Genomic DNA, 15,407 nt, shown 5'->3' with positions numbered 1-15,407 from the left:
GGTCAGGAGTTGACCCGTCCCAGGTAGCTGCCGTCGCGAGTGTCGACTTTCAGCTTGTCTCCGGTGTTGATGAACAGCGGCACGTTGATCTGCGCGCCCGTCTCCATGGTGGCCGGCTTGGTGCCCGCGCTGGACCGGTCGCCCTGCAGGCCGGGTTCGGTGTGGGTGACCTCCAGCTCGACGCTGACCGGCAGCTCCAAATACAGCGGAACCCCGTTGTGGAAGGCGATCTGCACGAGCATGCTCTCCAGCAGGAAGTTCGCGGCGTCACCGACCAGCGACTCCGGCAGCGGGTGCTGCTCGTAGTCCTCGCTGTCCATGAACACGAAGTCATTACCGTCGCGGTACAGGTAGGTGGCGTCGCGGCGATCCACGGTGGCGGTCTCCACCTTCACACCGGCGTTGTAGGTCTTGTCCACGACCTTGCCCGACACCACGTTCTTGAGCTTGGTGCGCACGAAGGCCGGGCCCTTGCCCGGCTTGACGTGCTGAAACTCGGTGATCTGCCACAACTGGCCGTCGATCACCAGCACCAGCCCGTTTTTGAAGTCAGCAGTTGAAGCCACGGTCGTTCACGTCTCCTAGAGAATGGTCAGTTCCTTGGGGAACCGAGTCAGCAGGTCCGGGGCCTGCCCGGCAGTATCAGCGACCACGAGCGTGTCCTCGATACGAACCCCGCCACGATCAGCCAGATAGACGCCGGGCTCTACGGTCACCACAGCACCGGCAAGCAGTGTACCGTCGGCCGCCGCATTAATTCCGGGCGCTTCATGAATCCGCAAGCCGACGCCGTGGCCGAGGCCGTGACCGAAGGTCTCACCGTAGCCGGCCTCGGCGATCACAGCCCGTGCGGCGGCGTCCACCTCACGCAACTCCGCGCCTGGTCGCAACGCCTGCCGACCGGCCCGCTGCGCGGCCTGCACCACCGCATAGATCTCCCGCTGCCAGTCCGCGGGCGGCCCCAGCACGAAGGTGCGGGTCATGTCGGAGTGGTATCCGGCCACCAGGGCACCGAAGTCGATCTTGACGAAGTCACCGGCGGCCAGCACCGCGTCGGTGGGCCGGTGATGCGGAATCGCCGAATTGGGGCCGGTCGCCACGATCGTCTCGAACGACGCTGCGTCGGCGCCGTGGTCGAGCATCAGGGCTTCCAGTTCCCGGCGGACGTCCCGTTCGGTGCGGCCCGGCCGCAGCCCGCCGCGCTCCACCAGATCATGCAGGGCCGCGTCGGCAGCCTCACAGGCCAGTCGCAGCAGGGCCACCTCGCCGGCGTCCTTGACCTCGCGCAGCACCTCCACGGTGTTCGAGGCCCGGACCAGTTCGACGGGCCTGTCCCCGCCCGCCGCCTGCAGCGCTGCCGACAGGGCGTCGAATCCGTCCACGGTCACCACGTGCGCCTCGAAGCCGACCCGCAGCGCCCCGGCCGCCGCAGCCTGGCTCACCAGATGACGTGCCCCGGTGCGTTCGATGGCAACCTGCAGGTCGGGGGCCTGGCGGGCCGCCTGCGTGCGGTAGCGGCCGTCGGTCGCCAAAATCGGCGGCTGCTCGTCGGCGTAGACCAGCAGTGCCCCGGCCGAGCCGGTGAACCCGGACAGATAACGCACGTTGATCAAGTCGGTGACCAGCATCGCGTCCAGGCCGGCGGCGCGTATCTCGGCACTCAGACGCGCCCGACGAGAGGAATGTGTCACGCGGTGTGACGGTACTCGCTACGCTGTGGCCCCATGAGCAAGTGGTTTCTGCGCGGGCTGGTGTTCGCTGCACTGATGGTCGTGATCCGCCTCATCCAGGGGGTACTGATCAACGCCTTCGAGGCGCAGGCCGGACTGATCAGCCTCGTGTTGATGATCTTGTTCTCGATCGCGGTGTTCATCTGGGGTCGTGCCGATGGCCGCGAGGACGCCAAGGCCGAAGCCGACCCGGACCGGCGCGCCGACCTCGCGATGACCTGGCTGGGTGCCGGCCTGGTCGCCGGGCTGCTCAGCGGGTTCGTCTCGTGGCTGATAGGCCAGTTCGACAAGGCGCTCTACATCAGCACCTTCTTCAATGAGCTGACCAGCTTCGCGGCCTTCACCGCGCTGCTGGTGTTCGTGGTGGCGGTGGCCGGGGTGGCGCTGGGACGGCGCGCCATCGACCGCGAGTACGAGAAGCACCCGGAGCGGCGCCCGGTCCGGGCCGCTGCGGCGGAGAGCCAGCCGGCCACCGATGTGTTCGCCACCGTCGGCGCTCCCGCGGTGGCCGCCGAAGAGACCGGCGCCGTGCAGACCGAGGCCGCCGCTGCGACTCTGGCCGACCCCACCGCTCCTTCCGGGGGCTTCACCACCGAAGAGTTCCCGGCCGACAGCGACGCCACCACCGAGTTCCCCGTGATCGAGGACAACGGCGGCGCCGAGACTCAGTCGCAGGACGCGGTGTCCGAAGCCGAGTCGTCCTCCGACGACTCGACCAAATAGCGCAGCGCCAGCAGATAACCGCGCACCCCGAAGCCGACGATCACCCCGTTGGCGATCGGGCTCAGGTAGGAGTGTCGCCGAAAGTCTTCGCGGGCATGCACGTTGGAGATGTGCAGCTCAATGAGCGGGGCGGGCAACTCAGCGCATGCGTCCCGCAGCGCCACCGAGGTATGGGTCAGACCGCCGGCGTTGAGGATCACCGGTTCCGCGGCATCGGCTGCGGCGTGAATCCATTCCAGCAGCTCGGCTTCGCTGTCGCTTTGGCGCACATCGACATCCACTCCGAGTTCGGCCGCTTCCCGCTCGATCAGCGCCTGCAGGTCGGCATAGCTGGTGTTGCCGTAGACGTCCGGCTCGCGGCGACCCAACCGCTGCAGGTTGGGGCCGTTGATGACGTTGATCCGGTTCATCGCCGCTCCAATCGGAATCGCCGGCCCACCTCGTCGTAGGCGGCTGCCAGCAGCATCGGGTCAGGCCCTTCCAGCCGGCCCGGCTTGGCCAGGCCGTCGAGCACCACGAACCGCAACACCCCGGCCCGAGTCTTCTTGTCCCCCATCATGTATTCCAGCAGCGCCGGCAGCGCGTCCTCGTAGTAGCTGACCGGCAGTCCGAGCGACAGCAGGATCGAGCGATGCCGGTCCGCGGTCGCGTCGTCGAGACGTCCGGTGATGCGAGCCAGTTCAGCGGCGAACACCAGGCCGACGGAGACTGCGTCGCCGTGGCGCCATTGGTAGTGCTCCAGCGCCTCGATCGCATGCGCCAGAGTGTGTCCGTAATTGAGGATCTCGCGCAGATCCGACTCTTTCTCGTCGGCGGCGACCACCTCTGCCTTGACGGTGATGGCACGCCGGATCAACTCGCCGAGAACCTCCCCCGCCGGGTCCATCGCCGCCACCGGGTCGGCCTCGATCAGATCCAGGATGACCGGATCGGCGATGAAGCCGGCTTTGACGATCTCGGGCATGCCCGCGACGATCTCGCGCTGCGGCAACGTCTCCAGGGTGGCCAGGTCGACGACGACGGCGGCGGGTTGGTGGAACGCACCGACCAGGTTCTTGCCGGCTTCGGTGTTGATGCCCGTCTTGCCGCCGACGGCGGCGTCCACCATGGCCAGCAGCGTGGTGGGCACATGCACGATCGAAATGCCGCGCAACCAGGTCGCCGCGGCGAATCCCGCGACGTCGGTCGCGGCACCGCCACCGAGGCTGACCAGTGCGTCACGGCGGTCCAGTCCGATGCGGCCCAGCACATCCCAGATGAAGCCCAGCACCTGCAGCGACTTACCGTCCTCGGCGTCCGGAATCTCGATGCGGTGCGCCTCGATCCCCTTGTCGGCCAGGTAGGTTCGGATTCCCTCCGCGGTTGCTTCCAACGTCGGCTGGTGCAGGATCGCGACCTTGTTGCGCCCGGCGAGCAACCCGGCGAGATCACCGAGCAGGCCTTTGCCGATCACCACCGGGTACGGCGGGTCGGTGGCCACCGTCACGGTGATCGGCTCGGGAATGTCGGTCACTTGCGTCCTCCGGTCTGTCGTGCGGCCAGCGTGGCGGGTGTGGGGGGCGAATCGGGGGGCGCCGGCGCCACCGGCTGGGGGTCGCCCTGCTCGGCGGGAGCGTCGCCGTCCAGCCGAGACACGATATAGCGGACCACCGCACCCGGATTACGCCGGTTGGTGTTGACCCGGATCGTCGCGAGCCTGCGGTACAGCGGCACCCGCTGCGACATCAACTCGCGGAACTTCTCGGCCCGGCCAGGTCCGGCGAGCAGCGGCCGTACCGCGCTGCCGCCGGTGCGCCGCACACCTTCGGCCGCGCTGATCTCCAAGAACACCACGGTGTGTCCGGCCAGCGCCTCGCGTACCCCGGGGGTGGTGACGGCTCCGCCTCCGAGCGACAGCACCCCGGTGTGCTCGGCCAGCGCCTCCCGGATCACCTCTTCTTCGATGCGACGGAATTCCGGTTCGCCGTCGGTGGCGAAGATGTCAGCGATGGTGCGACCGGTACGGGCCTCGATGGCCGCATCGGTGTCGAGCAGCTCAACGTCGAGGGCCTTGGCCAGGCGCCGTCCTATCGTGGACTTGCCCGCGCCGGGCAACCCCACCAGAACCGCTCTGGGCGCCATGGGCTACCCCGAGACCCGTTCCTGATCGCCCGCCGGCACCCGGTCGGCCACCGAACGTCGGTAGGCCTCGATGTTGCGCCGGGTTTCAGCCAGCGAATCGCCGCCGAACTTTGCCAGCGCGGCGCGGGCCAGCACCAACGCCACCATGGCTTCGGCCACCACACCGGCGGCCGGCACCGCACACACATCGGAGCGCTGATGGATCGCCACGGCTTCCTCGCCGGTGGCCATGTCGACGGTGGCCAGGGCACGCGGCACCGTGGAGATCGGCTTCATCGCCGCACGCACCCGCAACGGCAGACCGTTGGTCATGCCGCCCTCGAGGCCGCCGGCCCGATTGGTGGAGCGGACCACGCCGTCGGGGCCGGGGTACATCTCGTCGTGGGCCGCGCTCCCGCGCCGGCGGGCGGTGGTGAAACCATCGCCGATCTCGACGCCCTTGATCGCCTGAATGCCCATGATCGCGGCAGCCAGTTGGCTGTCGAGCCGCTCGTCGCCGCTGATGAAGGAGCCCAGACCGATCGGCAGTCCCGACACGACCACCTCGACCACGCCGCCCAGGGTGTCGCCGTCGGCCTTGGCCGCCTCGATCTCGGCGATCATGGATGCCTCGGCGTCTGCGTCGAAGGCCCGCACGGGGCTGGCATCGATGGCGGCCAAGTCGGCCGGTTGCGGCACCGGACCGTCGTAGGGCTCGGAGGCGCCGATCGAGATCACGTGGGAGATCACCTGAACACCCAGCGCCTGGTCCAGGAATGCCCGCGCGATGGTGCCCGCGGTGACGCGGGCGGCGGTCTCCCGTGCGCTGGCACGTTCGAGGACCGGACGGGCGTCGTCGAAGCCGTACTTGAGCATGCCGGCGAAGTCGGCGTGGCCGGGCCGTGGCCGCGTCAGCGGCGCATTGCGCGCGCCGCCCTCGCTCTCCAGTTGGGCCGGGTCCACCGGATCGGTCGACATCACCGTCTCCCACTTGGGCCATTCGGTGTTGCCGATCTCGACGGCGATCGGGCCGCCCAGGGTGACGCCGTGCCGCACCCCGGACAGCACGGTGACCGCGTCGGCCTCGAACTTCATGCGGGCCCCGCGCCCGTAGCCCAGGCGTCGGCGAGCGAGCTGATCGGCGATGTCAGCCGAGGTGACGGCCACTCCGGCGACCATGCCCTCGACCATGGCCACCAACGCGCGACCGTGCGATTCCCCGGCGGTTATCCAACGCAACACGTGTCCCATCTTCCCATGCCGGTCAGGCCCGCCCGGGCTCGGAGGAGTTTACGGTTGCGCACACAGGCTGCTCAGCGCAGCGACAACCGGTGTCGATCCGGTCCCGCCACCGGCGAACGAGTTCGCTCGGGTTCAGGAACCGTTCTTGAGGATCAGGTAGGTGACCGCGTCGGGGCCGTTGCTCGGCGAGGTCACCGCATCGAGCTGAGTGCCGACATTGTCGACCGCGCCGTCGAGGATCCGGTCGAAGTCCTCTGCGGAGGTCTCCGGGTCGATCAGCACCAACGGTGCCTCACCCGACGGCACCGCCGCGCTCGGGTCCAGCAGATACCCGCCGAAGGCGTCCGGGTAGGCGGCCGCGGTCTGCGCAAACAGGTCCAGCCACTGCACGGTGGCATCGCTTCCCTCTGCGCTGGACAGCTGAACCGCCGGAACCTGCACGTCAGGCAGGGACGGCGAAGCCATGTTGCCGGCGAGGACGATCCCGCCAGCGGCAGCAACCGAAGCAGCTGCCACGACTCCAAGTACGGTTCGCTTCACGGTCACCTCCTCTGGCTGCCGGTTAACAACTTCACTTAGGATCAATGCTACCTAAAAATGGGCTGAGCAGCAATCGTCTCCCGGCAAGGTCACAGGCGACGTTAATATGCGTTCCCTGAGCATGGTACCCGGCCAACGAGCGGCGGCAAGACCTGTTCACCACATGGCCAGGGCCGCTGCCAGCGCGCTGGACAGGCACATCGACGGTCCGTGCGGCACGGTGCGCGCCCGACCCGCCGGCGCCACGATCAGCCCCCACAATCCGGTCAGCAGCGGCGCGGCCAGCGCGGCCAGCAGCCACACGTCGGCGCCGAAGGTGCCGGTGAGCGCCCCGAGCGCGACGGCCAGCTTGACGTCGCCGGCACCCAATCCGGTCGGGACTATCAGATGGACGGCCAGATAGACCCCGGCGAGAGCCGCCGCGCCGGCCAGCGCCGCGGGCCCGCGGCCGACCAGGGCAGCCACCGCCGGAACCAGCACCGCCGCAGGCAGTGTCAACCAGTTCGGCAGCCGGCGCTGCCGGATGTCGTAGCCGCTCAGCAGCGTAAGCCACACCAGCACGGCGACTGCCGCCACCGCTTCCGCCATGGCGCCATGCTCAGCCGAGGTCGGCCACCGCGCAAGTCATCTCCGCGCGGGGCGCCGGGCGACCGGTGAACAACTCCACCTGGGTGAAGGCCTGATGCAACAACATCTGCAGGCCACTGATCACGGTGCCGCCCGCCGCGCTCACCGCAGTGGCAAGCGGCGTCGGCCACGGGTCGTAGATGGCGTCCAACAGCACCGGCACCCCGGCCAGGACCGGCGCATAGCGGCCGGCGACCTCCGCCGGCAACGTGCTGACCAGCACTGAGGCGCCGGCGGCCGCCGCGGCCAGGCCGGGGTCATCCAGCGCGCAGAAGCGAGCCGGCACACCGACCTCGGTGGCCAGCGCGACCACCCGCGCGGCGTTGTCGGCGTTGCGGGCCGCCACCGTGATGTGGCTGGCGCCCAGTTCGGTCAGCGCCACCACCGCCGCCGGCGCGGTGCCGCCCGAGCCCAGCACGATCGCTGCCCCCGACACCGACCCGAGCGCCCCCTTCACCCCGTCCACATCGGTGTTGTCGGCCAACCATCCGGTGGCGGTGCGCACCAGCGTGTTCGCCGAACCGATGCGCTCGGCGCGCCGGGTGCGTTCGTCGGCGAAGGCCAGGGCCGCGAACTTGCCCGGCATAGTGACCGAGACACCGACCCATTCCGGCCCGAAACCGGCGACCAGCGCCGGCAGCTGCTCGGCACTGCACTCGATGCGCTCATAGGTCCAGTCCTGCAGACCGAGCGCCCGATAGGCCGCCAGATGCAGTTGCGGTGACCGCGAGTGGGCGATCGGCGAACCCAGCACCGCGGCCCGGCGCGGCCCGGCGTCAGCGGGAACTGTCGAGGACACCGTTGTCCAGCGCCATCTCGATGTTGGTCAGGTGCTGCTGGTAGTTGTGGGTGAACAGGGTGGTGCCGTCCTTGTCGATCGTCACGAAGTAGAGCCAGTCGCCCGGTTCGGGATGCTCGGCGGCGCGCAGGGCATCCATTCCCGGTGAGCAGATCGGGGTGGCCGGCAGACCGTCGGAGGCGTAGGTGTTCCACGGCGTCACCTTGGCCCGGTCGGCATCGGTGGTGGCCACTTCCTGGCGGTCCAGCGGATAGTTGACCGTCGAGTCGAACTCCAGCCGCTGCGGCTGCCCCAGCCGGTTGTCGATCACCCTCGCCACCTTGGCGAAGTCGTGCGGCAGCGCTTCGCGTTGCACCAGCGACGCCACCACCAGCATCTCGTAGGGCGTCATGCCCTGCTGCGCGGCGGTGTCGGGCAGGCCGGACTTGTCTAGCTGCGCGGTGCTCTGGCTGATCAGACTCGACAGCACCGTGGGCGCCGAGGCGGTCGGGTCGACGTTCCACGTGCCCGCCGTGATCAGGCCCTCGATGCGGCGGTGGTCGCTGCCCAACTGGATGACCGGCCCCAGGGCCCAGTCCGGCACGGACAGCGCCTCCGGCGGCTCGGTCTCCGCGGCGCGGCGCAGGTCTTGGGCGTCCAGGCAGGTGCGGTCACCGTTGAGTTCCAGGCAGCTGGCCTCGGCGATGAGGGTGAACACTCCCGGCGTCACCCGGTCGGTCTTCATGTCCGTGGTGTCATCGAGCTGACGCCCCTCCGGAATCACCAGTTTGCCCACCCGACTCTGCGGGTCGGTGAGCTGCTGCACCGCGGTGGCCGCCGGGATCTCGGTCCGCAACCGGTAGAAACCGGGCTGGATCGCCGCGATGGCGGGGTTGCCCTGCGCGGCGCTGAGGAATTTCTTGACGTTGGCGATCACGCCCGCCTCGAGCATGGTTTCGGCGACCGCGGTGGTGAAGTCACCCTCGTGCACTTCGATCAGCACCTGCTGGCCGCCGTCGCCGGTGAAGTCGACGACCGGACCTTTGGAGTGCCAGAATTTCGAGCCCAGGAACACCCCGGCGATCGCCACCAGAGCGATCAGCGTCATGCCAAGGCCCCTGGCCACCCGGCGGTGCCTGTCGTGCTGGCGCCGGCGGCGCTGCTCACGGGCCCGCTGGGTTCGGCTCATCCGGCGTCTCGGCGGCCCCACCGCCTGAGGTGTGGCCCGCGTCCCGGCTCGTCTGTCAGGCACCGTTGCCCTCCGTCTGCGCGTCCGGGGCCGGCATGCTCAGGGACCTGCGCTGGTCGAGCCAGCTCTGCAGAATCGTCACCGCGGCGGCCTGGTCGATCACCGAACGCTGCCGTTTGGACCGCACGCCGGCCGCGTGCAGCGACCGCGCCGCGCTGACGGTGCTCAACCGCTCGTCGGCCAGCCGCACCGGGGCGCGCCGACGGCGTTGCGCCAGTACCCGCGTCAGGTCATCGGCCACCTTGATGGCGTCCTCGGCAGCCGAACCGGCCCGGTCAGCCAGGGTGCGCGGCAATCCCACCACCACTTCGACGACGTCGTATTCGTCGGCCAGATCGGCCAGTCGGCGCAGGTGCGAGCCGGATGTGTGGCGTCGCACGGTCTCCACCGGGGTGGCCAGCAGTCCGTCGGGATCACTACACGACACCCCGATACGCACACTGCCCACATCGATCCCGAGCCGTCGTCCGCGGCCGGGATCGTCCGGCCCGCCGGGCCGGTCCGGGGTGCGATGGTGGGGTGAGGTCACGCCGGCGCGCTCCGGGCGACCGCCGCGCGGATCGCCGCGAGCGCGGCCTCGATCCCGGCGGAGTCCTTTCCGGAGCCCTGCGCCAGATCGGCCTTGCCACCGCCCCTTCCGGAGACCGCGGCCGCCACCTCCTTGACCAGGTCATCGGCGCGCAATCCGAGCTCCTGTGCGGCGGCGTTGGCGGCGACCACATACGGAACGCTGCCCGCCGCTTCCGGTGCATCAGCGATCAGCGCCACCACCGCGGGCGACTCGCCCAGCCTGCCGCGGACGTCGCCCACCAGCGAGCGCAGGTCCCCTGCGCCGATACCGCCCGACATCCGCTGCGCCACCAGGCGCACGTTACCGATTTGTTCGGCGCCGGCAGCGGCATTCGCCGCCGCCGCTCGCGCGTTGGCCAGCCGGACCCGCTCCAGTTCCTTCTCGGCGGCCTTGAGGCGCTCGACCAGGTTGGCCACCCGGGCCGGCACCTCCTCCGAGGGCACCTTCAGCGACGAGGCCAGCCCGGCCATCAGCGCCCGCTCCTTGGCCAGGTGCCGGAACGAGTCCAGCCCGACGTAGGCCTCGACGCGGCGTACCCCGGATCCCACCGACGATTCGCCCAGGATGGTGACCGGACCGATCTGTGCCGAGTTGTGCACGTGGGTGCCGCCGCACAGTTCCAGAGAGAACGGCCCGCCGATCTCCACGACGCGGACCTTTTCGGGGTACTTCTCGCCGAACATCGCCATGGCACCCATGGCCTTGGCCTTCTCCAGGTCTTCGACGAAGGTGTGCACCTCGAAGTCGGCCTGGACGGCCTCGTTGGTGACCTCCTCGACCTGGCGGCGTTGCTCGTCGCTCAGCGCGCCCTGCCAGTTGAAGTCGAATCGCAGATAGCCGGGCCGGTTCAGTGAGCCGGCCTGAACAGCGTTGGGTCCCAACACCTGCCGCAGAGCGGCGTGCACCATGTGCGTACCCGAGTGCCCCTGGGTGGCGCCCTTGCGCCAGCCCTGGTCCACCGCTGCGGTGACCGTGTCGCCCTCGACGAATTCGCCGGACTCGACGTTGACCCGGTGCACGAACAGCGTCTGAGCGATCTTCTGCACGTCGGTCACCGTGGCCTGGGCGGTGCCGGCGCTGATGGTCCCGGCGTCGGCGATCTGGCCGCCGGCCTCGGCGTAGAGCGGGGTGCGGTCCAGCACCAGCTCCACGCGGTCTGCGGCGACATCCTCATGCGACACCACCGGCACGCGCCTGCCGTCGACGAAGATGCCCAGGATGCGGCCCTCGGTGGTGAGCTCGTCGAACCCGGTGAACTCGGTCGGTCCGGCGTCGATCAGCTCCCGGTAGGCGCTCAGGTCGGCGTGGGCATGCTTGCGCGCGGCGGCGTCGGCCTTGGCGCGCTGTCGCTGCTCGGCCATCAGCGTGCGGAACCCGGCCTCGTCGACCTGCAGCCCGGCCTCCGAGGCCATCTCCAGGGTGAGTTCGATCGGGAAGCCGTAGGTGTCGTGCAGCGCGAAGGCGTCGCTGCCGGAGAGCACGGTGGCCCCGGCGGCCCGGGTGGCTGCCGCTGCGTCCTCGAACAGTTTCGAGCCCGAGGTCAGGGTGCGGTTGAACGCGGTCTCCTCGGCGACTGCGATCCGGTTGATCCGTTCGAAGTCGGTGACCAATTCCGGATACGACGGTCCCATCGTGTCGCGCACCGTCGCCATCAGGTCGCCGACGATCGGGCCCTCGATGCCCAGCAGCTTGGCCGAGCGGATCACCCGGCGCAGCAGCCGGCGCAACACGTAGCCGCGGCCGTCGTTGCCCGGGCTCACACCGTCACCGATCAGGATGGCCGCGGTGCGGGAGTGGTCGGCGATGATCCGGTACCGCACATCGTCGGCGTCATTGCCGGTGTTGTAGCCGCGCGGCGCGCGGGTCGCCACCAGATCGATGACCGGGCGGACCAGGTCGGTCTCGTAGACGTTGTGCACGCCCTGCAGCAGGAAGGCGACCCGCTCGATGCCCATGCCGGTGTCGATGTTTTTGCGCGGCAGTGGCCCGAGGATCTCGTAGTCGTCCTTGGAGGTGCCCTCGCCACGCTCGTTCTGCATGAACACGAGGTTCCAGATCTCGATGTAGCGATCCTCGTTGGCGACCGGCCCACCGTCGACACCGAACTCCGGGCCGCGGTCGTAGTAGATCTCCGACGAGGGGCCGCACGGCCCCGGGATGCCCATCGACCAGTAGTTGTCGGCCATGCCGCGGCGCTGGATCCGCTCGAGTGGCAGTCCGGCGATCTCCTGCCACAACGCGATGGCCTCGTCGTCGTCGAGATAGACGGTGGCCCACAGCCGTTCGGGGTCCATTCCATAGCCACCGTCTTCGACGCTGTTGGTCAGCAGCGTCCAGGCCAGCTCGATCGCACCGCGTTTGAAGTAGTCGCCGAACGAGAAGTTGCCGGCCATCTGGAAGAAGGTGTTGTGCCGGGTGGTGATGCCCACCTCGTCGATGTCCGGGGTCCGGATGCACTTCTGGATGCTGGTGGCGGTGGCGTACGGCGGGGTGCGCTGCCCCAGGAAGAACGGCACGAACTGCACCATGCCGGCGTTGATGAACAACAGGTTGGGGTCATCCAGGATCACCGAAGCGCTGGGCACCTCGGTGTGGCCCGCTTTCACGAAGTGATCGAGGAAGCGCTTCCTGATCTCGTGTGTCTGCACTATCTATCGCTTCCCGCCGTCTCGTCCGATTAGACGGCACTACAGTACCGGTCTGCCGATCTCGTTCTCGGCAGGCAAGGATCCTCAGGTGGCGCCGACAAAACTCAAGCGCACGCTTCGACGAGGGTTGTCGCGGTTCAGGTCGACCAGGACCACCGACTGCCAGATGCCCAGCAGCGGCTCACCGTCGGCCACCGGCACCGTGATCGAGGGCGCGACGATCGCCGGCAGCACATGATCGGCCCCGTGCCCGGGCGAGCCGTGCGCGTGCCGGTAGCGGTCGTCGCGCGGTAGCAGCCGCTCCAGCGTGTCGACCAGGTCGGAGTCGGATCCGGCGCCGGTCTCGATGATCGCCACGCCGGCCGTCGCGTGCGGCACGAACACGTTGCACAACCCGTCGCGCTGCCCGGCACAGAACGACCGCACCTGATCGGTGAGGTCGACGGTGCGCCGCCGGGAGGTGTCGATGTCGAGGACTTCGGTGTTCATGGTTCCAGGGTAGGAGCTCTCGCTCGTGCCGGGGCGCTGCAGCCTCGCCGGCAGCACCGGTGATCAGCGGCGCCGGATGATCGCTCGCAACCGCGCCAGACGCGCGCCGATCTCACGTTCGGCGCCCCGCCCGGTGGGCTGATAGTAGTCGACACCCACCAGCTCGTCAGGTGGATATTGCTGCGCCACAACACCGTCGGGATGGTCGTGGGCGTAGCGGTACCCGACCGCATTGCCCAGCGACTGCGCCCCCGCGTAGTGCCCGTCGCGCAGGTGCGCCGGAACGGCCCCGGCCTTTCCGGCCCGGATGTCGGCCATCGCCGCGCCCAGCGCGGTGGTCACCGCATTGGACTTCGGCGCGGTGGCCAGGTGCACGGTGGCATGCGCCAGGGTCAGTTGGGCCTCGGGCATACCGATCAGTGCGACGGTCTGGGCGGCCGCGACCGCCGTCTGCAGCGCGGTCGGATCCCCCATGCCGATGTCTTCGCTGGCCAGGATCATCAGCCGGCGGGCGATGAACCGCGGGTCCTCCCCCGCGACCAGCATCCGGGCCAGATAGTGCAACGCGGCGTCGACGTCGGAGCCGCGCACCGACTTGATGAACGCACTGATCACGTCATAGTGCTGGTCGCCGTCGCGGTCGTAGCGCACCGCCGCCTGGTCCAGGGAGCCCTCAACGACCTCGACGGTCACCCGGGTGCCGGCCTCCGCCGCGACTTCCAGTGCGGTCAGGGCTCGGCGGGCGTCCCCGGCCGCCAGCCGAACCAGCAGGTCGACGGCGTCGGGAGCCACCTCGACGCGTCCGCCAAGGCCGCGGTCGTCGTCGATCGCGCGGCGCACCACCGTGGCGATGTCCTCAGGCCCCAGCGGCCGCAGCTGCAAAATCAGCGACCGGCTCAACAGCGGGGCGACCACCGAGAACGACGGATTCTCCGTGGTGGCGGCCACCAGCAGCACCACCCGGTTCTCGACCGCGGCCAGCAACGCGTCTTGCTGGGTCTTGGAGAACCGGTGCACCTCATCGATGAACAGCACGGTCTGCTCGCCGTAGGCGGCCGCGCGTCGCGCGGTGTCGATCACGGCGCGCACCTCTTTGACTCCGGCACTGAGCGCCGAGAGCGCCTCGAATCGTCGGCCGGTGGCGCCGGAGATCAGCGAGGCAAGCGTGGTCTTTCCGGTGCCGGGCGGCCCGTAGAGGATGACCGAGGCCGCCCCGGAGCCGTCGACCAGCCGGCGCAGCGGGGAGCCCGGCCCCAGCAGGTGGTCTTGGCCGACCACCTCGTCGAGGCTGGCGGGGCGCATCCGCACCGCCAATGGCGTGGAGGCACCGCCGGGCCCATTCGGTTCGGGCGCCGGCGCACCCGTTAGGTCGAACAGTCCGTCGGACACGACTTCAGGCATACCACGCGGACCCGCTGCTCGCCCTCATCCGGCTCAGCGGTGCACGATCACCCCGCGGATGTTCTTGCCGGCACGCAGGTCCTCATAGCCCTCGTTGACCTGCTCGAGGGTGTAGCGCCGGGTGATCAGCTCGTCGAGTTTCAGCTGGCCGGCGTCGTAGAGACGCAACAGCCGCACGATGTCGTACTGCGGGTTGGCGCCGCCGAACAGCGTGCCTTTGATCGTCTTGCCGTACAGCGCGAGCATGGTGCCCGACACCTGCACGTCGAGGTCGTCCAACTGGGCCATGGCCGCGATGACGACGGTGCCGCCCTTGCCGACGGTGTTGACCGCGGCGGTGATGACGGCCTCATCGAGGTCGCCGACAGTGATCAGCGCCTGGTCAGCCATCTGCCCCCAGGTCAGCTCGGCGATCGCGGCCGTCGCCTCGTCGGCGGTGGCGTACGCGTGCGTGGCTCCCAGCTTCACGGCGGTCTCACGCTTGAACTCGACCGGATCGACGGCCACCACGTGCTTGGCGCCGGCGTGCGCGGCGCCCTGTACGGCGTTGATGCCCACGCCGCCGATGCCGTAGATGACCACGGTGTCCCCGGCGCGCACCCCGCCGGCGTAGTTGGCCGTCGCCCAGCCGGTGGGCACCCCGCAGCCGACCAGCACCGCGGTCTCCAGCGGCAGCCAGTCATCGATCTTGACCACCGAGTGCTGTGAGACGGTCGCGCGCTCCGCGAAGGTGCCCAGCATGCAGAACCCGCCGTAATCGGTTCCCTTGGCGCGGAAGCGGAACGTGCCGTCGGGCATGCAGCCCTCCAGGATGGTGGCCCCCATGTCGCACAGATTCTGCCGCCCGGTCGAGCAGTACCGGCAGCTGCCGCAGCTGGGGATGAAACAGCAGACCACGTGATCGCCGGGCTGGACCTTGGTGACGCCCGGACCGACGTCTTCGATGATCCCCGAGCCCTCGTGCCCGCCGACGATCGGGAACCGCGAGGGCCAGTCACCATCGGCCAGGTGCAGGTCCGAGTGACACAGCCCGGCCGCGACGAACTTGATCAGCACTTCGCCGGGACCGGGCCCCTGCAGGTCCAGCTCCATGATCTCGAAGGGCTGGTTGGGCGCATGGGCCACGGCGGCAATTGTTTTCATGGCAGCCATCCAACCGGCCCAGGCGGCCCCGCGGCCCGATTCAGCCGGATTGGATACGGCGGTCCAGCTTCGCCTCTCCTGCGTCGAGGCTCGCTGATATAGATCGGGTTAGTCCTTCTCAAATGCCTCCGGAGGTGTCAGGAAGGGATCTGTAACTGATTCCGTG

Annotated in this window: 16 protein-coding genes; 1 reads left to right on the top strand and 15 read right to left on the bottom strand. The window is 69.2% G+C overall.

The window, feature by feature from the left end:
* Positions 1-2 precede the first annotated feature (2 nt).
* Together efp and AWC18_RS05295 are read right to left on the bottom strand one after the other, a co-directional pair.
* Entirely contained in the window at positions 3-566 is a 564-nt protein-coding gene (gene efp / locus AWC18_RS05300) for an elongation factor P (protein ID WP_064996949.1), read from the bottom strand.
* A gap of 15 nt (positions 567-581) precedes the next feature.
* Positions 582-1,691, bottom strand: coding sequence for a M24 family metallopeptidase (locus AWC18_RS05295; RefSeq protein WP_064996948.1), 1,110 nt, complete (start codon positions 1,689-1,691; stop codon positions 582-584).
* A 33-nt stretch (positions 1,692-1,724) separates the two neighbouring features.
* Here AWC18_RS05295 and AWC18_RS05290 point away from each other — a divergent pair, with 33 nt between their 5' ends.
* Entirely contained in the window at positions 1,725-2,453 is a 729-nt protein-coding gene (locus AWC18_RS05290; RefSeq protein ID WP_167659260.1) for a B-4DMT family transporter, read from the top strand.
* Here the strand turns inward: AWC18_RS05290 and aroQ are convergent.
* The 13 genes from aroQ to AWC18_RS05225 all read right to left on the bottom strand — a co-directional run bounded on the left by aroQ (position 2,396) and on the right by AWC18_RS05225 (position 15,241).
* A complete protein-coding gene (aroQ, locus tag AWC18_RS05285; protein WP_085138009.1) occupies positions 2,396-2,863 on the bottom strand; it encodes a type II 3-dehydroquinate dehydratase in 468 nt (155 codons plus the stop codon). The two genes, AWC18_RS05290 and aroQ, sit on opposite strands and share 58 nt — an antisense overlap.
* Positions 2,860-3,957, bottom strand: a complete 1,098-nt coding sequence (aroB, locus tag AWC18_RS05280) for a 3-dehydroquinate synthase (protein WP_085138035.1) — start codon at positions 3,955-3,957, stop codon at positions 2,860-2,862. Before aroB ends, aroQ begins: the two co-directional genes overlap by 4 nt.
* A 5-nt stretch (positions 3,958-3,962) precedes the next feature.
* Positions 3,963-4,574 carry a shikimate kinase gene (locus AWC18_RS05275; protein WP_064996945.1) on the bottom strand — a complete coding sequence of 204 codons (612 nt, stop codon included), beginning with the start codon at positions 4,572-4,574 and terminating at the stop codon, positions 3,963-3,965.
* A 3-nt stretch (positions 4,575-4,577) separates the two neighbouring features.
* Positions 4,578-5,804, bottom strand: coding sequence for a chorismate synthase (gene aroC / locus AWC18_RS05270; protein ID WP_085138008.1), 1,227 nt, complete (start codon positions 5,802-5,804; stop codon positions 4,578-4,580).
* Positions 5,805-5,927: 123 nt separating this feature from the next.
* Positions 5,928-6,311, bottom strand: a complete 384-nt coding sequence (locus AWC18_RS05265; RefSeq protein ID WP_234784375.1) for a hypothetical protein — start codon at positions 6,309-6,311, stop codon at positions 5,928-5,930.
* Between the two features lie 180 nt (positions 6,312-6,491).
* Positions 6,492-6,911 (bottom strand): A24 family peptidase, encoded by a 420-nt coding sequence (locus tag AWC18_RS05260; protein WP_234784377.1) that lies wholly within the window; start codon positions 6,909-6,911, stop codon positions 6,492-6,494.
* A gap of 22 nt (positions 6,912-6,933) precedes the next feature.
* Entirely contained in the window at positions 6,934-7,761 is an 828-nt protein-coding gene (locus tag AWC18_RS05255) for a shikimate dehydrogenase (protein WP_064996942.1), read from the bottom strand.
* Positions 7,739-8,992 carry an endolytic transglycosylase MltG gene (locus AWC18_RS05250; RefSeq protein WP_420093313.1) on the bottom strand — a complete coding sequence of 418 codons (1,254 nt, stop codon included), beginning with the start codon at positions 8,990-8,992 and terminating at the stop codon, positions 7,739-7,741. Before AWC18_RS05250 ends, AWC18_RS05255 begins: the two co-directional genes overlap by 23 nt.
* Complete coding sequence (gene ruvX / locus AWC18_RS05245; protein ID WP_085138006.1) at positions 8,985-9,518, bottom strand: Holliday junction resolvase RuvX; 534 nt, start codon at positions 9,516-9,518, stop codon at positions 8,985-8,987. The genes AWC18_RS05250 and ruvX overlap by 8 nt, the downstream gene beginning before the upstream one ends.
* Positions 9,515-12,208: an alanine--tRNA ligase gene (gene alaS, locus AWC18_RS05240; RefSeq protein ID WP_085138005.1), complete on the bottom strand. Its 2,694-nt coding sequence runs from the start codon at positions 12,206-12,208 to the stop codon at positions 9,515-9,517. Before alaS ends, ruvX begins: the two co-directional genes overlap by 4 nt.
* Positions 12,209-12,292: 84 nt before the next feature.
* Positions 12,293-12,697 carry a secondary thiamine-phosphate synthase enzyme YjbQ gene (locus tag AWC18_RS05235; RefSeq protein WP_085138004.1) on the bottom strand — a complete coding sequence of 135 codons (405 nt, stop codon included), beginning with the start codon at positions 12,695-12,697 and terminating at the stop codon, positions 12,293-12,295.
* 63 nt (positions 12,698-12,760) lie between these two features.
* Positions 12,761-14,098 carry a replication-associated recombination protein A gene (locus tag AWC18_RS05230; RefSeq protein WP_208858320.1) on the bottom strand — a complete coding sequence of 446 codons (1,338 nt, stop codon included), beginning with the start codon at positions 14,096-14,098 and terminating at the stop codon, positions 12,761-12,763.
* 33 nt (positions 14,099-14,131) lie between these two features.
* A complete protein-coding gene (locus tag AWC18_RS05225; protein ID WP_085138003.1) occupies positions 14,132-15,241 on the bottom strand; it encodes an NDMA-dependent alcohol dehydrogenase in 1,110 nt (369 codons plus the stop codon).
* Between the last annotated feature and the right edge of the window lie 166 nt (positions 15,242-15,407).

This window comes from Mycolicibacter nonchromogenicus, assembly GCF_002101775.1.
Taxonomy (GTDB): domain Bacteria; phylum Actinomycetota; class Actinomycetes; order Mycobacteriales; family Mycobacteriaceae; genus Mycobacterium; species Mycobacterium nonchromogenicum.
Note: the sequence above shows the minus strand (reverse complement) of the source record. Positions and strands in the feature narration are given on the sequence as shown.